General features: G+C 71.9%; 19 protein-coding genes, 1 tRNA gene and 1 other RNA gene. 15 read left to right on the top strand and 6 right to left on the bottom strand.

Features of this window, described 5'->3' with window-relative positions; genetic code table 11:
• Positions 1-288 precede the first annotated feature (288 nt).
• The 3 genes from ACFWJW_RS24875 (at position 289) to ACFWJW_RS24885 (ending at position 4,933) form a co-directional block, all read left to right on the top strand.
• Positions 289-2,220: an ABC transporter ATP-binding protein gene (locus tag ACFWJW_RS24875; protein ID WP_387245428.1), complete on the top strand. Its 1,932-nt coding sequence runs from the start codon at positions 289-291 to the stop codon at positions 2,218-2,220.
• A 381-nt stretch (positions 2,221-2,601) separates the two neighbouring features.
• Positions 2,602-4,260, top strand: coding sequence for an APC family permease (locus tag ACFWJW_RS24880; protein ID WP_387245431.1), 1,659 nt, complete (start codon positions 2,602-2,604; stop codon positions 4,258-4,260).
• A gap of 361 nt (positions 4,261-4,621) precedes the next feature.
• Positions 4,622-4,933, top strand: coding sequence for an SHOCT domain-containing protein (locus tag ACFWJW_RS24885; protein WP_387245434.1), 312 nt, complete (start codon positions 4,622-4,624; stop codon positions 4,931-4,933).
• 171 nt (positions 4,934-5,104) lie between these two features.
• Here the strand turns inward: ACFWJW_RS24885 and ACFWJW_RS24890 are convergent, their stop codons facing one another.
• The 4 genes from ACFWJW_RS24890 to ACFWJW_RS24905 form a co-directional block, all read right to left on the bottom strand.
• Entirely contained in the window at positions 5,105-5,758 is a 654-nt protein-coding gene (locus ACFWJW_RS24890; RefSeq protein WP_387245437.1) for a DUF305 domain-containing protein, read from the bottom strand.
• A gap of 95 nt (positions 5,759-5,853) precedes the next feature.
• Complete coding sequence (locus ACFWJW_RS24895) at positions 5,854-6,258, bottom strand: DUF6153 family protein (protein WP_387245440.1); 405 nt, start codon at positions 6,256-6,258, stop codon at positions 5,854-5,856.
• Between the two features lie 211 nt (positions 6,259-6,469).
• Positions 6,470-6,793, bottom strand: a complete 324-nt coding sequence (locus ACFWJW_RS24900) for a hypothetical protein (RefSeq protein ID WP_387245537.1) — start codon at positions 6,791-6,793, stop codon at positions 6,470-6,472.
• A gap of 904 nt (positions 6,794-7,697) precedes the next feature.
• A tRNA-Ser gene (locus tag ACFWJW_RS24905) sits at positions 7,698-7,785 on the bottom strand.
• A gap of 130 nt (positions 7,786-7,915) precedes the next feature.
• Here ACFWJW_RS24905 and ffs point away from each other — a divergent pair.
• From ffs to ACFWJW_RS24955, 10 genes are all read left to right on the top strand, one after another.
• Positions 7,916-8,014: signal recognition particle sRNA small type (gene ffs / locus ACFWJW_RS24910), an RNA gene on the top strand.
• 46 nt (positions 8,015-8,060) lie between these two features.
• The gene (locus ACFWJW_RS24915) at positions 8,061-10,709 is read left to right on the top strand and encodes a DNA polymerase III subunit gamma and tau (protein ID WP_387245443.1); all 2,649 of its coding nucleotides are present in this window, start codon (positions 8,061-8,063) and stop codon (positions 10,707-10,709) included.
• 166 nt (positions 10,710-10,875) lie between these two features.
• Complete coding sequence (locus tag ACFWJW_RS24920) at positions 10,876-11,226, top strand: YbaB/EbfC family nucleoid-associated protein (protein ID WP_078889642.1); 351 nt, start codon at positions 10,876-10,878, stop codon at positions 11,224-11,226.
• A 51-nt stretch (positions 11,227-11,277) separates the two neighbouring features.
• The gene (recR, locus tag ACFWJW_RS24925) at positions 11,278-11,877 is read left to right on the top strand and encodes a recombination mediator RecR (protein WP_018089931.1); all 600 of its coding nucleotides are present in this window, start codon (positions 11,278-11,280) and stop codon (positions 11,875-11,877) included.
• On the top strand, positions 11,870-12,532 hold the full coding sequence (locus ACFWJW_RS24930; protein WP_387245446.1) for a DUF5063 domain-containing protein: 663 nt from the start codon (positions 11,870-11,872) through the stop codon (positions 12,530-12,532). The genes recR and ACFWJW_RS24930 overlap by 8 nt, the downstream gene beginning before the upstream one ends.
• Before the next feature lie 344 nt (positions 12,533-12,876).
• On the top strand, positions 12,877-14,148 hold the full coding sequence (locus tag ACFWJW_RS24935) for an aspartate kinase (RefSeq protein WP_042150611.1): 1,272 nt from the start codon (positions 12,877-12,879) through the stop codon (positions 14,146-14,148).
• Entirely contained in the window at positions 14,145-15,260 is a 1,116-nt protein-coding gene (locus tag ACFWJW_RS24940; protein WP_387245450.1) for an aspartate-semialdehyde dehydrogenase, read from the top strand. The genes ACFWJW_RS24935 and ACFWJW_RS24940 overlap by 4 nt, the downstream gene beginning before the upstream one ends.
• A gap of 486 nt (positions 15,261-15,746) precedes the next feature.
• Complete coding sequence (locus tag ACFWJW_RS24945) at positions 15,747-16,409, top strand: SigE family RNA polymerase sigma factor (protein WP_387245453.1); 663 nt, start codon at positions 15,747-15,749, stop codon at positions 16,407-16,409.
• Positions 16,406-17,983: a hypothetical protein gene (locus ACFWJW_RS24950; RefSeq protein ID WP_387245456.1), complete on the top strand. Its 1,578-nt coding sequence runs from the start codon at positions 16,406-16,408 to the stop codon at positions 17,981-17,983. Before ACFWJW_RS24945 ends, ACFWJW_RS24950 begins: the two co-directional genes overlap by 4 nt.
• Before the next feature lie 87 nt (positions 17,984-18,070).
• Positions 18,071-19,060 carry an SURF1 family protein gene (locus tag ACFWJW_RS24955; RefSeq protein ID WP_387245459.1) on the top strand — a complete coding sequence of 330 codons (990 nt, stop codon included), beginning with the start codon at positions 18,071-18,073 and terminating at the stop codon, positions 19,058-19,060.
• A 159-nt stretch (positions 19,061-19,219) separates the two neighbouring features.
• On the opposite strand, the gene ACFWJW_RS24960 is transcribed toward ACFWJW_RS24955, so the two are convergent.
• Complete coding sequence (locus ACFWJW_RS24960; RefSeq protein ID WP_387245463.1) at positions 19,220-19,570, bottom strand: hypothetical protein; 351 nt, start codon at positions 19,568-19,570, stop codon at positions 19,220-19,222.
• On the opposite strand from ACFWJW_RS24960, the gene ACFWJW_RS24965 reads away from it, so the two are divergent.
• Entirely contained in the window at positions 19,550-20,548 is a 999-nt protein-coding gene (locus tag ACFWJW_RS24965; RefSeq protein ID WP_387245466.1) for a cation diffusion facilitator family transporter, read from the top strand. The two genes, ACFWJW_RS24960 and ACFWJW_RS24965, sit on opposite strands and share 21 nt — an antisense overlap.
• 358 nt (positions 20,549-20,906) lie before the next feature.
• Here the strand turns inward: ACFWJW_RS24965 and ACFWJW_RS24970 are convergent, their stop codons facing one another.
• Positions 20,907-22,769 carry a S9 family peptidase gene (locus tag ACFWJW_RS24970; protein WP_387245540.1) on the bottom strand — a complete coding sequence of 621 codons (1,863 nt, stop codon included), beginning with the start codon at positions 22,767-22,769 and terminating at the stop codon, positions 20,907-20,909.
• 246 nt (positions 22,770-23,015) lie between these two features.
• On the opposite strand from ACFWJW_RS24970, the gene ACFWJW_RS24975 reads away from it, so the two are divergent.
• Positions 23,016-23,849, top strand: a complete 834-nt coding sequence (locus tag ACFWJW_RS24975; RefSeq protein ID WP_387245469.1) for a class I SAM-dependent methyltransferase — start codon at positions 23,016-23,018, stop codon at positions 23,847-23,849.
• Positions 23,850-24,168: the final 319 nt, after the last annotated feature.

Here is a 24,168-nt window from a genome sequence, read left to right on the forward strand (position 1 = left end):
ACGACCACGACCACGGCCGCCGTCGGCGCCGCAGGAGGCGTGGACGCAGGTATCTGCGCAGGCGTCGTCACCACTGACTCGAAAACCTGAGTCCGAGGCAGGCTCGCGTACCGCGCGGGTCCGCCTCGTTGGTGTGAGGGGCCCCTTTCCGGTCCCGGTCAACCGCCCGAGCAGCGACGATATGACGTAGCGACCATGCACCTTCGCAGCTCACGCCGGCGCCCGGAGCGCCGTGCAGCGTCGCCTCAACCCGGCACGGAGCCACCGCCTGTGGGACAGGGGGCGTCCGTGTCGAAGGAGGACGGTGACGCGTCCGTCCTCTCCGCGGCCGGACCGCGGACCGCCGCGCAACCGCCCCTGGAGCCCGGTGCGGACCGGGTCCTGGGAAGCGGTCTCGTAGCGGCTGCCCCGATCCGCACCAGACGGGTGGGGTTCAAGGAATCCGTGCGGCGCTTCTGGCCGCTGACCCGGGGCGACCGGCGCTGGATCCTCCTGGTCTGTCTGAGCGCCATCCTGGCCGCGTTCGCGGAGACCGTGGCCATCCTGGTCTTCGCCAACCTCACCGACAACGCCCTTCAGAAGGGCTCGGTCAGCGCCTTCTGGGCACCGGCCGGTCTGTGGCTGGGCGTGGCCGTCACCGGCGGGGTGGTGGGGTATCTGGGCAACTCGCTCGCCGCATGGACGGCCGAGCGCTTCGTGATGCGGCTGCGGGCCCGCGTCTTCGCCCACCTCCAGAAGCTGCCGCCGCACTTCTTCCAGCGCAACCGCCGCGGTGACCTGGTCGAGCGGATGACGGGCGATGTGGACGCCATCGAGCAACTGGTGGTCACCGGGCTGGTCCAGGCGGCCACGGCCGTATTCGGCGTCATCTTCTACGCCGGCGCCGCGTTCTGGCTGCGCTGGGACATGGCCCTGGTCACCTTCGCCCTGGCCCCGCTCTTCTGGATCGCCACCCGCCGTTTCACCGGCCGGGTCAAGGAGGTCTCCCGACGGGAGCGCGCGGCCGACGGCGCCATCACCTCGGTGGTCGAGGAAGGGCTGGTCAATGTCGTCCTGACCCAGGCTTACAACCGGCAGCGCGACGAGCAGGAACGGCTCCGCCGCGAGGCCCGCAGCTGGCTGCGGGCGTCGGTGACCAGCGCCCGCCTCAACGAGCTGTACGAGCAGATCGTCGAGGTCCTCGAAACGCTCTGCGTCCTGGCGATCATCGGCCTCGGCGCGTGGGAGATCTCCGCGGGCCGGATGACGCTCGGCGAGCTGCTGGCCTTCGCCGCCTTCGTCGGCTACCTCTACCCGCCGATCCGCGACCTCGGCCAACTGGGGCTGACGGTCACCGAGGCCACCGCCGGGTCCGAGCGGCTGCTGGAGATCCTCGACGCCCGCCCCGCCGTCACCGACCCGGACCCCGCCACCGTCGTCCCGGCGCCGAGCCGCGCGGTCGGCGCGGTGGAAGCCTGCCGGGTGCACTTCCACTACCCCGGCAGCGAACGGGAGGTCCTCCAGGACTTCTCGTTCAGCGCGGTGCCCGGGGAACTGGTGGTGATCACCGGGCCCAGCGGCGCGGGCAAGTCGACGCTCGCCGCCCTGCTGCTGCGGTTCTACGACCCGGACGCCGGCAGCATCCGGCTCGACGGCGTCCCCGTGAACCGGATGCCGCTGGCCCGGCTCCGCCGCAACATCACCCTGCTGCCCCAGGAGACCCTCGTCCTGCACGACACCGTGGAGGAGAACATCGCCTGCGGGCGCGACGACGTGACCCACGGCGATGTCGTCCGCGCCGCCCGCGCCGCCGACGCCGAGGTGTTCATCGACGCCCTCCCCGACGGCTACGAGACCGTCATCGCGCCCGGCACCTCCCGGCTCTCCGGCGGCCAGCTCCAGCGCGTCGCCATCGCGCGGGCCATGCTGCGCGACGCCCCCGTACTCGTCCTCGACGAGCCCACCACCGGCCTGGACACCCTCGCCACCCAGCGCATCCTCGGGCCCCTGCGACGCCTCGCCGAGGGCCGCACCACCATCGTGATCACGCACGACCTCGACCTCGCCACAGACGCCGACCGCATCCTGGTCCTGGACGAGGGACTCCTGGTGGAATCCGGCACCCACGCCCAACTCCTCGCCCGCCACGGCCTGTACGCCACCCTGTTCCACGCCCACCCCCCGCCCCACAACGGCTCGCCGCAGCCCCTGGCCCACCCGTCACGCAGTCACTGGCGGTAACCAAAAGCGGCGTCGCGCCGGCACCCCGCCGGGGTCCCGCTCACGGCCGCGATTTCCACGGGGCGAGGGCTTGTACGGACCCGTCGCCACCCCGCCGCACTGCGCCCGTACGCCCGTCACCGCCCCATAGGCGCACGCCTGCCCGGCACCGGGCCGCCCGCTCGGCACTGGGCCGCCCGCTCGGCACCGCGGGCCGCCTGCCCGGCACCGGGCCCGCCCGCCGACACCGGCCCACACGGCCCGACGAGGGAACTCACCGCCCAAACCGGAACCTGACGCGCCGCTACGCGTTTACTCTCCGTACACGGGCGACGCGCCGCGCGCCGGCAGCGCGGGGCCCGCGTCCCAGGACGAAGCCGGCCCGGTGAACCAGGAGCGCGCGTGAGCAAGGCAGCCGTAGCGGGGAGCGAGAGCGCGGGCGGTGGCCGTCATCTGCGCCGGGCGGTCGGATTCTGGGGGCTGATGTTCCTCTCCCTGGGGTCGATCATCGGCTCCGGCTGGCTGCTGGGCGCGCTCACCACCGCCGTCATCGCCGGTCCGGCCTCGCTGATCTCCTGGGTGCTCGCCTCCGCGATGCTCGCCGTGCTCGCGCTGGCCCACGCGGAACTGGGCGCCACCTACCCGATCGCGGGCGGCACCGCCCGGTTCCCGTTCTTCGCCTTCGGCCCGCTGACCGGCTTCACCGCGGGCTGGATGTCCTGGCTGCGGTCGGTGCTGATCTCCCCCATCGAGGTCGAGGCCACGCTCTCCTACCTGGACCGCATCGGCTGGATCCACGACCGGGTGCAGATGCTGCACCCCAACGGCACCCTCACCACCCCGGGCCTGGTGATCGGCACCGTCTTCATGATGATCTTCACGTTGATCAACGTCCTCGGAGTCCGGCTGATGGCCGGGATCAACTCGGTCACCGCCGTGTTCAAGACGGCCGTACCCCTGCTGACCGTCATCGTCCTGATGACGCTGTCCTTCCACAGCGCGAACTTCACCGCCGGCGGCGGCTTCGCCCCACACGGCGCGCACGGGGTCTTCGCGGCCCTGCCCGCCGGAGTGGTGTTCGCGCTGCTCGGCTTCGAGCAGGCCATCCAGCTGGCCGGTGAGGCCCGCAATCCCCAGCGCGACATCTCCCGGGCGGTGGTCGTGGCCATGGCCGTCGGCACCGCGCTCTACCTGCTCCTCCAGATCGCCTTCATCGCCGCCCTGGACCCCAGCGCGCTCGCCCGCAGCTGGGACAACCCCGTCGGGGCGGGCAACTTCGGCCCCTACGCCACCCTGGCCACCGCCGTCGGCGCCGGCTGGCTGGCGACCATCCTCTACGTCGACGCCGTCATCTCCCCGGCCGGCACCGGCCTCGTCTACATGGCGGGCGCCGCGCGCCTCTCCTACGCCATGGGACGCGAGCGGGTGCTGCCCCGGCCCCTCACCCAGGTCGGCCGCAGCCAGGTCCCCGTCATCTCGACCCTCCTCGCCTTCGTGGTCGGCGAGCTCGCCTTCCTGCCGTTCCCCAGCTGGCAGGCCCTGGTGGGCCTGGTCACCTCGGCCGCAGCGATCATGTACGCGTTCGCCCCCGTGTCCCTGCACGCCCTCCGCATCCGGGACGGCGACCGCAACCGCCCCTACCGACTGCCCGCCGGACCGGTCATGGCCCCCCTGGGCTTCGTCTTCGCCAACTTGATCTTCTACTGGTCCGGCTTCGAGGCGGACTGGAAACTCGGCATCGCCGCCCTCCTCGGCTTCGTCTTCCTCGCCCTCACCCGCCGCGGCATCCCGGCCGCCGAACGCAGCGGCCTGCGCGCCCGCTCCGCCCTGTGGGTGTGGCCCTGGCTGTGCGGCATGATCCTCATCGCCCGCTTCGGCCGCTACGGCGGCACCAACGGACTCCCCGACTGGTGGGACCTGGTCATCGTGATCGTCTTCAGCCTGGCCATCCACTACACCGCAGTACGACTCGCCATGCCCCCCGAGGCAGTGAACGCAGCCGTCGAGCACGAGGAAGCGGAGGAGTCGGTACCTCCGGCGCCGGGCGGCTCCGCTCGCTGACGACCGGATCAGCGGCCGGGAAGCCCGTACGGGTCAGACGCTTGGCGGAGGTGAGTGGATAACTGCCGTCAGGAGCCGGGACGTTGATGGCGGTGCGGAGCTTGCCGGTCCGCAGACCGGCGGTGACGGCGAGCACCCACGGCAGCCGGCGCCGGCGGCGCCTTGCCCTCGGACCCCGCTTTCCCTGCGCTGCCGTCCGCGGAACGACGACCGCCCCGGACGCCGGAAGTCCCGGCGTCCCGGGTCGCGCGACGCACCCATGGCTCCCCGCCCCGTATGGAGAGACCATGGAAGGGCATGGAGCCGAGGTCCCCTGCGGGCACCGGGCCCGCACCCCGTGTCGCGCGGGAGGTGGAGGGCGATGTTGTGTTGGTACGGACGCCATGGCGGCGGGTGGGCCTGGCTCGCGATGTCGATCAGCATCTTCCTGTTCCTGGCGCTGCTCTTCGTCATCGCCCTGCTGATCGTCCGCGCCCTGGGCCACTCGGCCCCCACCCGCGCCGAGCCCCCGGTGACCCGCGGCGGACCGGCCGCCGAACAGATCCTCGCGGAGCGGTACGCCCGCGGTGAGATCGACGAAGAGGAGTACCGCCGTCGGCTGGCCACGCTCCGGGGGGCACCGCCGGGTGGGCCGCCTCCGGGTGGTGCGTCACCGGGTGGGCCGCCGCCTTGAGGCGACTCCGCACTCCGCACTCCGCACTCCGCCGCCGATGCCTGACTGTCGCCCGTCGGCCCGCCGTCTGCACGGGGGGCCGACGGGCCGACGGACAACGGTCAGGCGGCACCGGCTAGCTGCCGGCGGCCGCACTAGTAGTTACCGGCTGCCGCGGAAGTGGCGGGCGGCTCACCCCTTCTCCTTCCCCAACAGCCCGTTCATCCGCGCGATCTCCGCCTCCTGGGCCTTGATGACGGCGTCGGCCAGCGTCTTCGCCGGGCCGTAGGCACCCTTCTCCTTCTCGGTGCCCGCCATCTTCACCGCGCCCCGGTGATGCCCGACCATCATCTCCATGAAGGCCGTGTCGAAGCCCTTGCCGGACTTCTTCTTCAGCGCGGCCATCTCCTTGGCGCTCATCATCCCGGGCATGCCCGAGTGATCCATGTGATCCATGCCGGGCATCTCCTCCGGCACCTGCTCGCCCCAGGCCGTCAGCCACCCGGACATGGTCTTGATCTCCGGGGCCTGGGCTTGCTTGATCTTGGCGGCGAGTTCCTTCACCTGGCTCGACGAGGCCCGGCCGGCGGCCAGGCCGGCCATCTCCACGGCCTGCCGGTGGTGCGGAATCATCCCCTTCGCGAACGCCACATCGGCCGCATTGTGCGCGCCGGCCGAGGCGCCGGCCGCGGAGCCGGACTTCGACGGGGAGTGGTGGGCGGACGGGCCGCCGCTGTCCTTGCCGCCACAGGCGGCCAGCACCACCGCGGAGGCGGCGGTAGCCGCCACGACTGCGAGGCGACGCGTGAACGAACGGTGGGAACGGTTGGTCTTGAACCTGCTCATGACTGGCTGAACTCCTGGAAAAAGCAGCGGTATCGGAACATGCCGAACGGCGGCACCGCGCCCTTGAGCGGGACGTCCGTGCCGTCGGGGTGTTCCTAGATCCGCAGGAGTTGGAGTTCGGCCAGATCGGGCGGCGCCCGCCCGCCGTCCCGCTTGTTCGGTGCGCCCACGCCGACCGCGCCGGCGGGCTGAACGGGGCGGTCGAGCGAGGGAGTCAGCGCCGGTGGCGCGGGCGCTGCGTGCAGCGCAGCGGACGCACAGGTCGAGTCCGCGTGATGGACATGTCCGGTGTCACCGCAGTCACCGTCTCCGGGGCAGTGCGCCTGGACCGTGGCCACCACGGGCGCCATGGTCATCCGGTGCTCGTGCGCGGACGACGGCGCGGCGACGGCAGGGCCGAGCCCGTGCATACCCAGCAGCCCCGCGAGCAGCCCCAGCACACACCACACACGCCACCGCCGTGCGGCGGCCCGTGGCGGAACGAACGGGCGGCTGGACATCACGCCATCATGCTAGGCAGCAGCCGAAAAACGCGAACGAGCGGCTCCCCCCAGGGAAGTCGCCCCACCCCGGGGGCCCGCGCCCGCGCCGCATCCGCCTCGGCAATCGCCTCTGCTTCCGCCTCCGCCTCCGCCTCCGCTTTCGCTTCTGCTTCCGCCTCCGCCCGGTCCGATCACGGACCCCTCAAGCCCACCTGGTGGCGGAATCCGGTCAGATGCGACGAACCCGAGCGGCGATCCCATGCCCCAGCAGCAGGTAAAGCCCCGCAGGCAGACCGTAATTGAGGAATACCCGCACCCCTTCGCCGTCCATGGTGAAGATGTCCTGCGACCACCAGGCGAGCGCGTCAGCCACGCCATGGACGAATTCGACGAAGACATTTCCCTGGTTCGCTTCGAGCAGGTACAGCAGTATCCACAGGCCCAGGAAGCCGGCGGCCACATCCCCGATCGTGTGGATGATCAGCGCAGCCCGATTTGCGCCGAGACCGGGCCGGTTGTGTCCATAGCCGTCAGAGGAGTGGTTTGCGGGCATGGGTTCGTGGGTGTTGTTCATGTCTTCGTGGTTGCCGCGGCCGAGTAAGTGAAACCACCCTTCTGCCTGCGATTCGATAACCACTCGGCAACATCAGCGACCATCCGCTTTCCCGCGCCCCACCGCGCCGCATTTCGACGTCTTCCCTTTCCCTCGAGAAGTCAGTCCGCCGTTACACCGATTTCCCCACCCGAAACGGGAGTTGACGCGTCCCCGCGCGCTGAGCTTGGCTCGCCGCAGCCAGTTGCGTGCGTTGTACTTCGTCGTCCCCTACTTGCGGAAGTCAGCCGCGAAGGTATCGACGAGGCTCCGCGTCGACCGGCGGACTGGGGATCTTGGATGAGTTCCTCGCCCCGGATACGCCCCAGGCGTCCGAGGGGGAGCCCGACGAATGTGCCGGGCCGCGGGAGGAAACCGGGTGAACTCTCACGCGAGGCGACTTTCGCAGTGGCTCTCCCAGCCCATTCCGCTACAGACGGTGGCAGTTCTCCTCGGCTTTGACGCGGCAAAGGCGGCGGGGCTGGTGTGAGCGGGACGATTCCCTTGCCGTGTCACAAAGGTGAGGGGAAGGTACGTGTCCTTCGTCCCGGACGTGATGGAGGAAATGGGGATCGAGGATCCCGTCGTGCGGGCAGGCGATCTACTGGAAGGGGCTGAATTCGCGAAGCGATGGGGCTGAGGGCCCGGTTCGCCGGTGGCTGAAGCTAGCGCCAGGAGGGCGGGCGGTCTGTCCGAGCGGGCCGGCCTCCTGGGTGGTGCCGGAGGTCCGCTCGGTCCGGGCGCCGACTTCCACGTCGGGAAACGGCTGCTTCGGGATGCTCGTCACGCGGCGGGGATCCCGGGAACCGCGAAGGGCCCCACCGTAAGCGGTGAGGCCCTTCAACGTTGTGCCCGGTGAGAGCACTGGCGGAGGATACGAGATTCGAACTCGTGAGGGGTTGCCCCCAACACGCTTTCCAAGCGTGCGCCCTAGGCCACTAGGCGAATCCTCCGCCGCAAACAATACAAGACGTTGGGGAGTGCTCGCGACCATGATCCTTGGGAGGGGATCGCGAGGGGTGGGGAGTGGGCCGGGGGCGGGGTCGGGTTCGTTTCTTGGGTGGGGGATCCGCTACTCTGGTGCGCAGCCCCTCACGTGGCGCTATCTGACTGAACTCCCCCAGGGCCGGAAGGCAGCAAGGGTAGGTCGGCTCTGGCGGGTGCGTGGGGGGCGCTTGCGTTTGCGGGGCCCCGTCGGTTGTCAGTGCGGCCCGATATCGTCGTATGCGTGTCGTCCCTTGCGCTGTACCGCCGCTACCGGCCCGAGACCTTCGCCGAGGTCATCGGGCAAGAGCACGTGACCGATCCGCTCCAGCAGGCTCTGCGGAACAACCGGGTCAACCACGCCTATTTGTTCAGTGGCCCGCGCGGCTGCGGCAAGACGACGAGCGCGCGGATCCTGGCGCGCTGCCTCAACTGTGAGGAAGGTCCCACCCCCACACCCTGTGGAAAGTGCCAGTCGTGTGTGGACCTGGCCAGGAACGGCCGGGGATCCATCGATGTGATCGAGATCGACGCGGCGTCGCACGGTGGTGTGGACGACGCCCGTGAGCTGCGGGAGAAGGCGTTCTTCGGGCCGGCCAGCAGCCGCTACAAGATCTACATCATCGATGAGGCGCACATGGTGACCTCCGCGGGCTTCAACGCCCTGCTGAAGGTCGTCGAGGAGCCGCCGGAGCATCTGAAGTTCATCTTCGCGACGACCGAGCCCGAGAAGGTCATCGGGACGATCCGGTCGCGTACGCATCACTATCCGTTCCGCCTGGTGCCGCCGGGGACCTTGCGGGAGTACCTCGCCGAGGTGTGCGGGCGGGAGGACATCCCGGTCGAGGACGGGGTGCTGCCGCTGGTGGTGCGGGCCGGGGCCGGTTCGGTGCGGGACTCGATGTCCGTGATGGACCAGCTGCTCGCCGGTGCCGGTGCGGACGGTGTGACGTATGCCATGGCGACGGCGCTGCTCGGGTACACCGACGGGTCGCTGTTGGATTCGATCGTGGAGGCGTTCGCCGCGGGGGACGGCGCGGCGGCCTTCGAGGTCGTGGAGCGGGTCATCGAGGGCGGTAATGATCCTCGGAGGTTCGTCGCCGATCTGTTGGAGCGGCTGCGGGATCTGGTGATCCTGGCGGCCGTGCCGGACGCGGGGGAGAAGGGGCTGATCGACGCCCCCGTGGATGTCGTGGAGCGGATGACGGCGCAGGCGTCCGTCTTCGGGGCGGCCGAGCTGAGCCGGGCCGCCGACCTGGTCAATGCGGGTCTGACGGAGATGCGCGGGGCGACCTCGCCGCGGCTCCAGCTGGAGCTGATCTGTGCCCGGGTGCTGCTGCCCGCGGCGTACGACGACGAGCGGTCGGTGCAGGCGCGGCTCGACCGTCTGGAGCGCGGTGCGGGCGCGGCGCTGCTGGGCGGGGCCGGCGGCATGGGCGGCGGTGCGGGCTCCGGGGGTGGCCCCGGGCTCGGGGCGCCGCCCGTGGTGGCGTCCGGTGGCGGGCCCGCGGCCGGTTATGTGCCGGGGCCGGAGGCCCATCCGCCGATGCCGGCGGGACCGTCCGGCCCGGCCGCCGCGCGGGCCGCGGTGCGGGGCGCGGTGAGTGGCGGGTCGGCCGGTGGGGCAGGGGCTCCGGCTGCCGCTCCGACGGCGGCGCCGACGGCTGGTGCCGGGGCGTCCGGCGGGCCGGTGGGCGCGCACGGTGGCGGGCAGCAGCAGCAAAGCGACAGCGGTGGCGCGGGCGCGCCCCAAGGCGGCCCGGCGGACGCTCCGCACGGCGGCCAGGGCACTCAGGGCGCCCAGGCCGGCGAGGCAGCGGCCCCCCGGCCCGGTGCCTGGCCCGGGAGCACGGGCAAGGGCCCCGGCGGCGCCCCGGCGGACGCCCCACAGGGCAACCAGGGCGGCCAAAGCGGCCAAGGCGCCCAGAGCAGTGAGGCAGCGGCCCCCCGGCCGGGCGCCTGGCCCGGCAGCGCGGGCGGTGCGGGCAGCGCGGGTAACGCCACCGGCGGCGCCCCCACGCCCGGCAATGGCGGTGGTGCCGGACGCCAGCCCGGTGGCTGGCCCACGGCCGTGGCGCCGGGGCAGGGCGGGCAGGCGCCGCAGAGTGCGGCCCCCGCGCCGCCGGCCGCGTCCGGACCGCCGGCCGGGGCGGCCGCGCCCGCGTCCCCTCAGCCGCCGGCGGCCGCCGCGGCCCCGGGGGCGGCGCAGGGTGCCGCCCAGGTGCGGCAGATGTGGCCGGACATCCTGGAAGCGGTGAAGGACCGCCGCCGTTTCACCTGGATCCTGCTGAGCCAGAATGCCCAGGTCTCCGGCTTCGACGGCACCACGCTCCAGATCGGCTTCCCCAATGCCGGTGCCCGCGACAGCTTCGCCAACGGCGGCAGCGAGGACGTCCTCAAGGACGTGCTGGCCGAGCGGTTCCAGGTGCAGTGGCGGGTCGAGGCGATCGTCGACCCGTCGGGCGGCGCCGGTCCCGCGGCCGGTGGTGGCCCCCGCGGCGGCGGGGGCGGCGGCTTCGGCGGCGGTGCGCCCGCCGCGCCGCAACAGAGCGCGCCGCAGCCCCCGCCCCAGCAGAGCGGCCCGTCGGCGTCCCCGTCGTCCGGCGGCCAGTACGGACAGGACGGCAACAGCGGCGGTAATGGCGGCGGTGGCGGGAGCCAGGGTGCGCGGATGGCCCGGGAGGCCGTCTCCGCCCCGTCGTCCGGGGGCGGCGGGCAGAGCGCGCCCGCGGCGGAGTCCTCGTACCGCGCGCCGGAGCCCCCGCCGACCTCGATCGAGTACGACATGCCGGCCGAGGACGACGCCGATCTCGTGGACTCCGCGCTCAGCGGACACGACCTGATCGTGCGCGAACTGGGCGCGACGGTGCTGGAGGAGTTCAACAACGAGTAGGCGCCGCCCGGCACCGCGTAGGCGGGGTGGGCGGGGCGAAAGCGGGTAACCGGGCGTACGCCCGGCGTACACCCGTGCTCCTCCCTACGGCGTAGGGCGCGGGGCCCGTGAAACACGTAGGCTCGGGCTACCGCACCAATCGTTGTCGTATGGCAGGAGTCACGTCGTGATCCCCGGTGGTCAGCCCAATATGCAGCAGCTGCTTCAGCAGGCTCAGAAGATGCAGCAGGACCTCGCGGCAGCCCAGCAGGAACTGGCGGAGACACCCGTCGAGGGTTCCGCGGGCGGCGGTCTGGTCAAGGCGACGGTGACCGGCTCCGGAGAGCTCCAGGGCCTGGTCATCGACCCCAAGGCGGTCGACACCGACTCCGCGGAGGAGACGGCCGAGACGATCGCCGACCTCGTGCTGGCGGCGGTCCGGGACGCCAACGCCAGCGCCCAGCAGCTCCAGCAGCAGAAGCTCGGCCCGCTCGCCCAGGGTCTGGGCGGTGGCGGAATCCCTGGTCTCCCCTTCTGAGGAGTAGCCAACTAGCGTACGCACCACGGCAGAAGAGAGAGAAGACGTTCCGTGTATGAAGGCGTGGTCCAGGACCTGATCGACGAGTTGGGCAGGCTGCCCGGCGTCGGTCCCAAGAGCGCGCAGCGGATCGCCTTCCACATTCTTCAGGCCGAGCCGACCGATGTCCGCCGGCTCGCGAACGCGCTGATGGAGGTCAAGGCGAAGGTCCGGTTCTGCGGTACCTGCGGCAATGTGGCGCAGGAGGAGCAGTGCCGGGTCTGCCTGGACCCGAGGCGCGATCCGGCGGTCATCTGCGTCGTGGAGGAGCCCAAGGACGTCGTGGCGATCGAGCGGACCCGCGAGTTCCGCGGTCGCTATCACGTCCTCGGTGGGGCGATCAGCCCGATCGAGGGCGTGGGCCCCGACGACCTGCGGATCAGGGAACTGCTGGCCAGGCTCGCGGACGGCACCGTCACCGAGCTGATCCTGGCCACCGACCCGAATCTGGAGGGCGAGGCCACGGCCACGTATCTGGCCCGCATGATCAAACCCATGGGCCTGAGAGTGACGCGACTGGCGAGCGGTCTGCCGGTCGGCGGCGATCTGGAGTACGCGGACGAGGTCACGCTGGGGCGGGCCTTCGAAGGGAGGAGACTTCTCGATGTCTGATGCCACGCTGCACAACGCGACACAGGACCCGGACGACTTCGCGGTATCGATCTCCGATTCGATCGAGAGCTTCATCGTCGCCGTGACGGAAGTCGCCAAGGGCGACGAGCCGGACAGCGCGGTGCCCTTCCTGCTGCTGGAGATCTCCCAGCTGCTGCTCACCGGCGGCCGTCTGGGCGCTCATGAGGACTTCGTCCCGGACGAGCGGTACGAGCCGGACATCGGCCCGGAGCCGGATGTCGACGAGCTGCGCGAGCGCTTCGCGAACCTGCTCGACCCGGTGGACGTGTACTCCGAGGTCTTCGACCCGTATGTGCCGCGCAGCGAGCCGGTCGCCAGCCGGATCTCCGACGACCTGGCCGACATCATCACCGATCTGCGGCACGGTCTGGCGCACTACCGCGCGGGCCGGGTCAGCGAGGCCCTGTGGTGGTGGCAGTTCTCCTACCTCTCCAACTGGGGCCCGACCGCCTCCGCCGCCCTGCGGGCGCTCCAGTCGCTGGTCGCCCACGTACGCCTCGACCAGCCGCTGGACGAGCTGGACGGCCTGGACACCGACAGCGGCGTCACCGGTGGCGAGGAGCGGCTGGCCGAGGAGGCCGGGAAGGTCATGGCGGCGGAGATCGCCGGGCCGCTGGGACTGCGGGGGATGTGAGCCCGGGGGACGGCCACCGGGGCGGGATTCTCCGGCTCCATGGGCGTCCCAGCCGTGGCCGGACCCTGTGACCTGGGTTACGTTTCCGTGTGTACCGGCCTGGAGCGGGCATGTGCTCGCCGAGCGGGCGCAACGGTGCGCCTTGTGGAGCCGCCGCGGGACGTGGAACGCACGAGCCAGGTGAACACGGTGAGGTTGCCGTGATCAATGGGTGAGTCCCATGTCTCACGATGTGGTATCAGCAGGGCGGATTCCGCCTGCTCGATAGACTGAGCCGACCGCAGTACCCCCATTTCCGGGGGTCCGGGAGGAAACTCCCGAAGAGACAGTTGCGAGGAGCGCACGTGGGCCTTGTCGTGCAGAAGTACGGCGGCTCATCCGTTGCGGATGCCGAGGGCATCAAGCGCGTTGCCAAGCGAGTCGTCGAGGCCAAGAAGAACGGCAACCAGGTTGTCGTGGTGGTTTCGGCGATGGGCGACACGACGGACGAGCTGATCGATCTCGCGCAGGAAGTGTCCCCGATCCCGTCGGGGCGCGAGTTCGACATGCTGCTGACCGCCGGAGAGCGGATCTCCATGGCCCTGCTGGCGATGGCGATCAAAAACCTCGGCCATGAGGCGCAGTCCTTCACGGGCAGCCAGGCCGGTGTCATCACCGATTCCGTGCACAACAAGGCACGGATCATCGATGTCACGCCGGGCCGGATCAAGACCTCCGTCGACGAGGGCAATATCGCCATCGTCGCCGGCTTCCAGGGCGTGTCCCAGGACAAGAAGGACATCACGACGCTGGGGCGCGGTGGGTCGGACACGACCGCCGTCGCGCTGGCGGCCGCCCTGGACGCCGATGTCTGTGAGATCTACACCGATGTGGACGGTGTCTTCACCGCCGACCCCCGGGTCGTGAAGAAGGCCCGGAAGATCGACTGGATCTCCTTCGAGGACATGCTGGAGCTGGCCAGCTCCGGCTCCAAGGTGCTGCTGCACCGTTGCGTCGAATACGCACGCCGTTACAACATCCCGATCCATGTCCGCTCGTCCTTCTCGGGACTGAAGGGCACCTGGGTCAGCAACGAACCGCAAGGGGACCAGCCGATGGAGCAGGCAATCATCTCGGGCGTCGCACACGACACCTCCGAGGCGAAGGTCACGGTCGTCGGAGTCCCGGACAAGCCGGGCGAGGCCGCGCGCATCTTCCGTGCGATCGCGGACTCCGAGGTCAACATCGACATGGTCGTGCAGAACGTGTCGGCCGCCTCGACCGGTCTGACCGACATCTCCTTCACGCTGCCCAAGGCCGAGGGCCGCAAGGCCGTCGCCGCCCTGGAGAAGACCCGGGCCGCGGTCGGCTTCGACTCGCTGCGCTACGACGACCAGATCGCCAAGATCTCGCTGGTCGGCGCGGGGATGAAGACCAACCCGGGCGTCACCGCGACGTTCTTCGAGGCGCTGTCGAACGCCGGCGTGAACATCGAGCTCATCTCGACCTCCGAGATCCGCATCTCGGTCGTCACCCGTGCCGATGACGTCAACGAGGCCGTGTGCGCCGTGCACACCGCCTTCGGTCTCGACACCGACAGTGACGAGGCCGTGGTCTATGGCGGCACCGGTCGATGATTCCGGCCGAGGCGGGCCGTCCGTCCCTCGCTGACACGCTGGGGACGGACGCCCGTACGGCCGCCAAGCCGCAGCTCGCCGTCGTCGGTGCCACCGGCGCCGTCGGCTCGGTCCTGCTGGGCATCCTGTCCGAGCGGGCCGACATCTGGGGCGAGATCCGGCTGATCGCCTCCCCCCGCTCGGCCGGCCGCAAGCTGACCGTGCGGGGCGCGGAGGTCGAGGTCGTCGCGCTGAGCGAGGAGGCTTTCGACGGGATCGACGTCGCGATGTTCGACGTCCCCGACGAGGTCTCCGCGCAGTGGGTGCCGGTCGCGGTCGCCAAGGGCGCGGTGGTCATCGACAACGCGGGCACGTTCCGGCTGGACCCGGACGTGCCCCTCGTCGTGCCCGAGATCAATGCGCACGCCGCACGGGTCCGCCCGCGCGGCGTCATCGCCAACCCGAACTGCACCACGCTCTCGATGATCGTCGCGCTGGGTGCGCTGCATGCCGAGTACGGGCTGAGCGAGCTGATCGTCTCCTCGTACCAGGCCGTGTCCGGGGCGGGCAAAGCAGGCGTCGACACCCTGCGGGCGCAGCTGTCCGCGGTCTCCGGTACGGAGCTGGGGAACACGCCCGGCGATGTGCGGCGGGCCGTCGGGGACACCCTGGGGCCGTTTCCGGCGCCGATCGCCCTCAATGTGGTGCCCTGGGCCGGCTCGCTCCGGGAGGACGGCTGGTCCTCCGAGGAGCTCAAGATCCGTGATGAGTCCCGCAAGATCCTGGGGCTGCCGGAGCTCCCGGTCACCGCGACCTGTGTGCGGGTGCCGGTGATCACGACCCACTCGCTGACCGTGCACGCCCGGTTCGAGAACGAGGTCACGGTCGCCGGCGCGCACGAGATCCTGGCCGCGGCCCCCGGCGTCGTCCTCAGCGACGACCCGGCCGAGGACGAGTACCCCACCCCGGCCGATGTCGTCGGGACGGATCCGACCTGGGTCGGGCGGGTGCGGCGCTCGCTGGACGATCCGCGGGCGCTGGAGCTGTTCGTGTGCGGGGACAATCTGCGCAAGGGGGCGGCTCTCAACACCGCGCAGATCGGCGAGCTGGTGGCGGCCGAGCTCCAGGGGTAGGCCCCGGTCCCGGACCGGTTTCCCCGTGCCTTACTGTCTTGCTGGCCGGTGCTCCGCCGGTCCCGTTTTCCTGGTCTGCCCGCGTCCTGCTGCCGCGCGTTCCGTCGTGGCGGGCGCCGTGGTGGGCGAGTTGGCGGGATCGGCCGTCGTGCATCGTCCGCCTGGGAGATACTTTGTGGAGCGTGTGAAGATTCTGTGAGCGAATTGCCGGTCCCGACCTCTTGATCTGGGCTGACGATCTGTTCGACCATTCGCTCCCCGCCGCACTGCAACCGGCAGTTGGGTGGGGAGCGTCTTTGTGGCCGCCCTCAGGGGTGGCCTCAGGGGTGCCCGTCGGTCACAGGTGAGCCCTCGGGTGTCGGGTCTTCACGTAGGGGCAAATCGGGGCATTCAGGAAGAGCTGGTACGCATGAGGGCATTTGATGCATCGTCAAAAGCGGTGCCTTGCGCGTACAACCCTTATAGGGGGAAGCGTGTCCAACAGGCGTGGCAGAGGTACTCGGATTCACCATCGCCCCAGTGGGCGCAGCCGGCGCGGCAGTGCACCCACCGCGCCCCCGTGTGTCCGGGGGCATGCCGGTGATCGCTCCCTGGCCCACCACGCGTCCCGCACAGATTCCCCCTCAGCGTGGGGACACTGACGACGCGATGGCAGCGGGCACCACAGTCGACCACCTCACCGAGACCTATCGCGCGCACTACCGCTCGCTGCTCGGTCTCGCCGCGCTGCTCCTCGACGACACCGCCTCCTGCGAGGACGTCGTCCAAGAGGCGTTCATCCGCGTGCACTCCGCGCGCGGACGGGTGCGCGAACCCGAGAAGACCCTCGCCTACCTCCGGCAGACCGTCGTCAACCTCTCGCGCTCCGCGCTGCGTCGGCGCATCCTCGGGCTCAAGCTGCTCTCCAAGCCGATGCCCGACATGGCGAGCGCCGAGGAGGGCGCGTACGACCTGTTGGAGCGGGACCAGCTGATCAAGGCGATGCGGGGACTCCAGCGCCGGCAGCGCGAAGTGCTGGTGCTGCGCTACTTCGCCGATATGACCGAGGCGCAGGTCGCCGAGACGCTGGGCATATCGCTCGGTTCCGTGAAGGCCTACGGGTCGCGGGGCATCGCGGCGCTCCGCGTCGCGATGGAGGCTCCGGCATGAGTGGCACGACGTTTGGCCGGCACCACCCGTACGACGCCCGCGGCTCGTACGGCACGCTCCACCCGAGCACCCCGCAGTCCCCCAGTACCTCGATCGACCCCATGAACCACAACGGCACCCGCACCCCCGGGCCCGGCCCGCTCAACTCCGCCCGCCCCGGCACCCCGTACGGCCGGATCCACGAAGCATCCGGCGTCCGTGGCGCTCCCGGCATCGGGGCGCGGCGCGACGCGGACGACCCGGCCGGCCTGCGCGCGCGGGCCGCCGATGTGACGCGTGGGCTCCCTGCGGCGCGTGCGGCGCAAGGGCGCCCTGGCGGTGAGCCGGAGGGCGGCACTCAGCCCGAGCAGGGCGCGAAAACCGGCCAAGTATCCGGCAGCGGCGATGACATCGCTGTCACGGACCGTGCGCCCGACGCCACGGAGGGTGCCCCGGGCCCCGGTGACGACCCCGACAGTCATGCGTACGGCAGCGACGGGCCCACCGGCTCCGGCTTCGACGGCGGTACCGGCAACGGCGGTGGCGACGGCCCCGGCCGAAGCCACCCCACCGGCGGCGACTTCGGCGGCGAGGACGATCTCCGGCGGCTGCTGCACTCCCGCGTCGGCGACCTCGAACCCGCGCCGGACGCGCTGGAGCAGCTGCGCCGCGCGGTGCCCGCCCGCCGCCAGCGCCGCCGGCACGCCGTCGTGGGCGCCGCGGCCGCGCTGCTGCTCGGCGGCACCTCTATCCCCGCCATGGTCCACGTGGCCCACCTCGCCGCCAGCTCCGACGAGCGGACCGCCAACGCGGCCGGCAGCCCGCACCCCCAGGGCGGCGCCGAGGGGCCGCACGGCGAAGGCACCGAGCAGGCCGGTCCGCAGCCGGCCGGCAAGAACGGCGAGAAGCGCGGCAAGGGCAAGCCCGCGGACAAGAGCAGGAACGCCGGGAAGACCGGCGCGGGCCACGGCGCGGGCGCCGGCACCCCCGCACCGGACGAGACCATGGACGTCACCTCGCCGGTCTGCGGGCGGGAACAGCTCGGCCAGGGCACCAGCACGGTCGGCGCGGCCGACTCCACGGGCCGCGTCTACGGCGCGTTCCGGGTGGTCAACACCTCCGGCACCGCATGCTCCGTCGAGGGCGGCGGCACCATCGGCCTGGTCGCCCAGGGCTCCACCAGCCCCGACCGCATCCATGTCGTCGACCACACCTCAGGCGACGAGGCCACCGGGCTGCCCGACCCGGCCACCACCCCTGACCAGCTGGTTCTCAAGCCGGGGGAGGCGTACGAGGTCAAGTTCGCCTGGATCCCGGAGTCCGGCGGCGGCACCACCGGGTGCGTCAATCCCGGCCCGTCGCCGACGCCCGACGCCTCCAAGGACCCGGGGCAGTCCCCGGACGGCGCGACCCCGCCCGGCGAAGGCGGCGGCGAGGCGGGCGGCGGCGAGGGCACCGGCGACGGCGGCACCGCGCCCGGCGGCATCGTGCTCAGCCACACACCGGAGGCCGGTGAACCCGCCGCGGCCGATGCCAAGGTCACGGACGCGTGCGCGGGAACGGTCTACCGCACCGAGGCGCTCGCGGCGCAGTGACACCGACGGCCCAGGTCCCGGCCATCGGGGCCGGACCGCGGAGGGGTCGGTGCGGCCCCGTGGGCCGGGCCCCGTACCGTTGAGGGCGTGTACCGGTTCCTGCTGACCCCGCGGTGGTGGGGAATCAACGTCTTCGCCGTACTGGCGATCCCCGTCTGCATCTTCATGGGCAGCTGGCAGCTGAGCCGCTTCGAGGACCGCGTCGACAGCCACCGGCAGCAGGAGGACCGCTCCGCCCGGGCCAAGACCGCGGCCGCCCGCCCCCTGGAGCGGCTGCTGCCCGTCGACCAGGTGACCTCCGGCCGCCAGGCCAGCGCCCGCGGCCACTACGACACCGGACACCAACTGCTCGTACCGGGCCGCACGTTGAAGGACAAGCACGGCGAGCGGCAGGGCTTCTACGTCCTCACACTGCTCCGCACGGACGGCGGCAAGGCCCTGCCGGTCGTCCGGGGCTGGCTGCCCGGCGACGCCGGCGACAAGGCCGACACCGCGAAGGTGCCCGCGCCGCCCAAGGGCGAGGTGACGGTCACCGGCGCACTCCAGGCGTCCGAGACCCAGGGCACCGACGGCGTACCGGGCGGCGGCGGGCCGGCACCGGGCCGGCTCACCATGATCAGCGCGGCGTCGCTGGTCAACATCGTGCCGTACGACGTGTACGACGCCTGGATCACGCTCACCGACACCCAGGCCCCGCTGCGCGCCGTCCCCCCGGCCGCGGCCGAGGGCAGCGGCCTGGACCTCAAGGCATTCCAGAACCTCGGCTACACCGGCGAGTGGTTCGTCTTCGCCGGCTTCGTCGTCTTCATGTGGTTCCGCCTCTTCCGCCGCGAGTCCGAGGCCGCCAGGGACGCGGCGTTGGGGATCGTGGCGGGGGTTGAGGGGGCGGATGGTGGCCTGGGGCCGGAGGTGTCGGGCCGGGGTGAGGGCGGCCGGGGTGAAGGCGGCCGGGGTGAGGGCGGCGGTGAAGGCCGCGGTGAGGGGCATGGCGACGGCCACGGTGCGACGCACGGCGACGGCCACGGTGAGGGGCACGGTGAAGGACACGGTGAGGTGGCGGGGGTCGGGCGGGGCTGATGTCCCGGGTTGGTGCGGGGCCTGTGCGGGGCTTGTTTCTGCGACGTGGTGAGGTGGCGGGGGTCGGGCGGGGCTGATGTCCCAGGTCGGCGCGGAGCCCGCACGGGGCCTGCGCGGGGCCTGTTTCTGCGACGAGGTCGCACCTGGTCAGCGGGCGTATCACGCTGGTAGCCGCAATCGGATCGGCGTGCCACGGTAGGGCCTATGGCAGGCAAGGGCACTCAGCCGCAGGGCAACAATCACCTGCCCGGCCAGGGGCAGCCGCAGGGGGGTGGCCACGGCCATGCGCAGGGACACGGTCACGGCCACGTGCAGGGTCACGGCGATGGCCACGTGCAGGGGCACGATTCCGCGCAGGGGCGTGAGCATGCGCATGGCCACGGTGGCGTACAAGGTCACGGCCTCACGCAAGGCCATGCCTCTGAGCCCCCACAGCCCGCGCACCACCTGCACCCCCCGCACCCGCACCACTCCGGCCGCTTGGCGCGGATGCGGCACCGGCTCGGCCACCTGGTCACACCGCACAGCCATGCGGCCACGGACAAGGTCGACGCCGCGCTGGAGACCTCCCGCGAGGGCCTGCGCACGCTGTGGCTCTCGCTCGGCATCCTGGGCCTGACCAGCCTGATCCAGCTGGTGATCGTCGCCCTGTCCGGCTCGGTGGCACTGCTCGGCGACACGATCCACAACGCCGCCGACGCACTGACCGCCGTGCCGCTGGGCGTCGCCTTCCTCCTCGGCCGCCGGGCCGCGAACCGCCGTTACACCTACGGCTACGGCCGCGCCGAGGACCTCGCGGGCATCGCCATCGTGCTGACCATCGCCGCCTCCTCGGTATGGGCCGCGTACGAGTCCGTGGACCGGCTGCTGCACCCCCGCGATGTCACCCACCTGTGGGCGGTGGCCGTGGCCGCCGTGATCGGGTTCCTCGGCAACGAATGGGTCGCCCGCTACCGCATCCGCACCGGCCGCAGGATCGGCTCGGCCGCGCTCGTCGCCGACGGCCTGCATGCCCGTACCGACGGCTTCACCTCCCTCGCCGTCCTGCTCGGCGCGGGCGGCGCGGCGCTCGGCTGGCAGCAGGCCGACCCGCTCATCGGCCTGTTGATCACCGCCGCCATCCTGATGGTGCTGCGTGACGCCGCCCGGGAGGTCTACCGGCGGCTGATGGACTCCGTCGACCCCGCACTCATCGACGCCGCCGAGACGGCACTACGTGCGGTGGACGGTGTCCACGGCGTCGGGCAGGTCCGTATGCGCTGGATCGGCCACACCCTGCGGGCCGAGGCGGACATCGTCGTCGACTCCCGGCTGACCGTGGTGCGGGCCCATGCCCTTGCCGTAGCCGCCGAACACGCCCTCATCCACGCCGTCCCCCGCCTCACCGCCGCAACCGTCCACACGGACCACACCCCCGACAACACCCCCGACAACACCCCCGAGGGCCGCAACCCCCACGCAGCCCTGACCCACCACACGACCCCCTGACTTCCCGTCCCCCTCCCCCCGGGGCCCCTCCCTCCGCCCCACCCTCCCCTCACCACCACCCACCCACAGCGCGACACCGTGCCTGAGTCCCGCCCCGCCCCGGCAACCGCGCTCACGCCGGCTGCCGCGGCCGCACCTAGGCCACGTCCCCGCAGCTGCGCTCACGCCCGGCGCCACGCCTGCGGCCCCGCCCCACCCCGAGGCCACGCCCACGCCCCGGCCAGGCTCACGGTTCGCCCCCCAGGGGCGCGGGGAACGGCGCGACCAGCCGCAGCCGCAGCCGCAGTCGCCGGACAGCCGCACGACGGACGAAGATCGCCTGGCCCCTCCCGCTCCCGCCGCTCCCCGCTGAGGCGCCTCAGTCCCTCTCGTTCCTCCCGTTCACATGCCGCTGGGCGAAGTCGAGTTCCAGGCGGACCTGCTTGATGCGTTCCTCCACCACGAGGGAGCCGTGGCCGGCGTCGTAGCGGTAGACCTCGTGCGGATGGCTGCGGCCTGCCAGGCGCTGGACGTAGTTCTCCACCTGCTGGATGGGGCAGCGTGGGTCGTTGACACCCGCGGAGATGTAGACCGGGGCCCGCACCGCGTCCACATACGTCAGCGGTGAGGACGCCTCGAAGCGCTCCGGGACCTCCTCGGGCGTGCCGCCGAGCAGGGTCCGGTCCATCGCCTTGAGGGCTTCCATCTCGTCGTTGTAGGCCGTGACATAGTCCGCGACCGGAACCGCCGCCAGGCCCACGGCCCAGGCGTCCGGCTGGGTGCCGAGCCCCAGCAGCGTCAGGTAGCCGCCCCATGAGCCGCCCGCCAGCACCAGCCGGTCCGGGTCGGCCAGCCCGGACGAGACCGCCCATTCGCGCACCGCGGCGATGTCCTCCAGCTCGATCAGCCCGACGCGATGCTTGAGGGCATCGGTCCAGGCGCGGCCGTAGCCGGTCGAGCCGCGGTAGTTGACGCGTACGACCGCGAAGCCGTGGTCCACCCAGGCCGCGGGGGACGAGGCGAACGCGTCGCTGTCGTGCCAGGTCGGACCGCCGTGGATGTCGAAGACCGTCGGGAAGGGGCCCTCGCCCGCCGGCTGCTGCACCAGGGCGTGGATACGGCCACCGGGGCCCTCCACCCAGACGTCCCGCACCGGCACCGACCCGGGCGCCTTCATACCGGGCGGGTCCAGCACGACCTCGCCGCTCGTCGACCGCACCTCCGGGGGCTGCGCGGCCGACGACCACAGGAACTCCACCGTGCCGTCCGGTCGCGCCGTGGCTCCCGAGACCGTGCCGGCCGGGGTCTCGACCCGGGTCAGCGGGCCGGCGGACCCCGCGGCACCAGCGGCCGCATCACCGGCAGCGGCATCGGCACCGGCGCCGCCCGGGGCGACGTGGCCGCCCGGCGTGCCCAGCTCGTAGCGCCACAGTTCGCTCCGGGCCTGGTACTCGTGCTCCACCAGCAGCGCCGAACCGTCGGGGTACCAGTCGGCGCCCACATCTCCGGGGAGGTCGATGTCCAGGGCGGTCTCCACGCCGGTCAGCGGGTCCCAGATCATCGGCTCCCAGCGGCCCCGCCGCTGGTGTCCGACCAGCAGCCGGGCGTCCCCGTCCACCGGGGCGAAGCCCATCACCGACAGGCCCAGCTCCTCGGTCCCGCCCTTGGTGTCGTCCAGCTCCGCGACGGTGGAGCCGTCGGGCCGTACGACGCGGATCGCGGAGTGCATCGCATCGCCGTGCTCGGTGTGTTCGAGGGCGATTAGCGAGCCGTCGTGCGAGAGATCGCCGACGCCCGCGGACTCGCGGTGCCGGTAGATCTCCACCGGCGGCTCGCCCGGCCGCACGACATGGACCGTCGAGCCCTCCTCGTCCGTCGAGCACCCCACGACCGCCGTCCCGTCCCGGCCGATCGCCAGCCCTCCCGGGTACGAGGGGGCGAGACCCGGGGTCGCCGGCTCATCCGGGCCGCCCTCGAAGGGCTGCCGCATCCAGACACCGAACTCGTCCCCGTCGGTGTCCGAGAACCACCAGATCGACCGGCCGTCCGGCGACAGCGTGCCGTCCGTCGTGCCGTTCGGCCGGTCCGTGGCCTGCCGCTGCTTGCCGGTGGCCCGGTCCCAGGCGTAGAGCTCGAAGGTGCCGGTGGCGTTCGAGACGAACAGGGAACGGTCCGGGGCGTCCTCGGCCCAGTCCGGCAGCCCGATCCGCGGTGCGCGGAAGCGCTTCTCCCAGTCCGGCATCGAGGCGTCCGCGCCGCCGCGGGCCGACGAGCCGGTCGCGCCCGTCGCCGAGCCGTCCGCCCCTGTTATCGGGCGGGCCGAGCCCGTCCCCGTTCCGGCGGTGGGCCGGGCGTCGGTGGTCGAAGGGTGCGCAGCGGTGGTGTCGGGGCCTGGGGCTGGGGTCGTCTCGTCAGTCATGGGCCCATTCTGCGCCCGGGGCGGGAAATCCGTTGGCGAGGGCCGCAAGGCTGTGGATAACTTCGCCGAATGCGCAGAATTACGGGTGCCGAGGACTGGCGGGAGGCGAATCGTGCGAGGTGGGACGAGCGCGTCGCCATCCACACCGCGAGTGATTATTACGACCAGGACGGGTTCCGGCGGGCCCGGGACGTGCTCCGTGATTTCGAGATCGCGGAGGTCGGCGACGTCACCGGCCGGTCCCTCCTCCACCTCCAGTGTCACTTCGGCCAGGACACCCTCTCCTGGGCCCATCGCGGTGCGGCCCGCGTCGTCGGCCTGGACTTCTCCGAACCGGCCATCGACACCGCCCGCGCCCTCGCCGCCGAGCTCGGCTACGGCCCCGACCGCGCGGCGTTCGTCGCCGCCGATGTCTATGACGCCGCCGAAGCCGTACCCGACGCCGCGTACGACATCGTCTACACCGGCATCGGCGCCCTGAACTGGCTCCCGGACCTGGAACGCTGGGCCGACACGGCCGCCTCCCTCGTCGCCCCCGGCGGCTTCCTCTACCTCGCCGAATTCCATCCGCTCTGCGACGCCCTGGACGACGAGACCGGCTCACGTATCGTCCACGACTACTTCAGCCGCGACGCCTGGGTGGATGAAGTCCCCGGCACCTACACGGACTTCGGCGCACCGACGGTCAACAACCGCAGCGTCGAATGGCAGCATCCGATCGGCGATGTCGTCTCCGCCCTGGCCGCCGCCGGCCTGCGCATCGACTTCCTGCACGAGCACGACAAGACGATGTTCCAGCGCTTCACCGCACTGAGCCGCCACGATGACGGCTACCACCGATTCCCCGCCGACCGCCCCCGCATCCCCCTCATGTACTCGCTGCGGGCGGGCCGCCCGAGGTGAGGAGGGGCGGATAGCCGGGCCGTCAATCCCACGCCGGCCCTTCGGCCGCCGGGCCCGCCCCGACCCGGTGGCCGACGATCCCACCCCGTCCCGGCGGCGGAGGATCCCGCCCCGCCCCGGCCGTATCCCCATCCCGGCCGTATCCCCGCCCCCCGTACCCCCACCCCGGGCGCCCGACGGGCCAGGGGCCGCCGCCCACCCGCCGCCGCCGGGCGGCTAAGTTCGGGCGTCGAGTGACGTGACAACGGCCGTGTGGTGCGGCACCCCACAACGGTCGTGTGGGGGGACACCACGCGGCACACCTCAACGGGGAGATTCA

The sequence above is a fragment of the Streptomyces sp. NPDC127097 genome, from assembly GCF_042724075.1.
Taxonomy (GTDB): domain Bacteria; phylum Actinomycetota; class Actinomycetes; order Streptomycetales; family Streptomycetaceae; genus Streptomyces.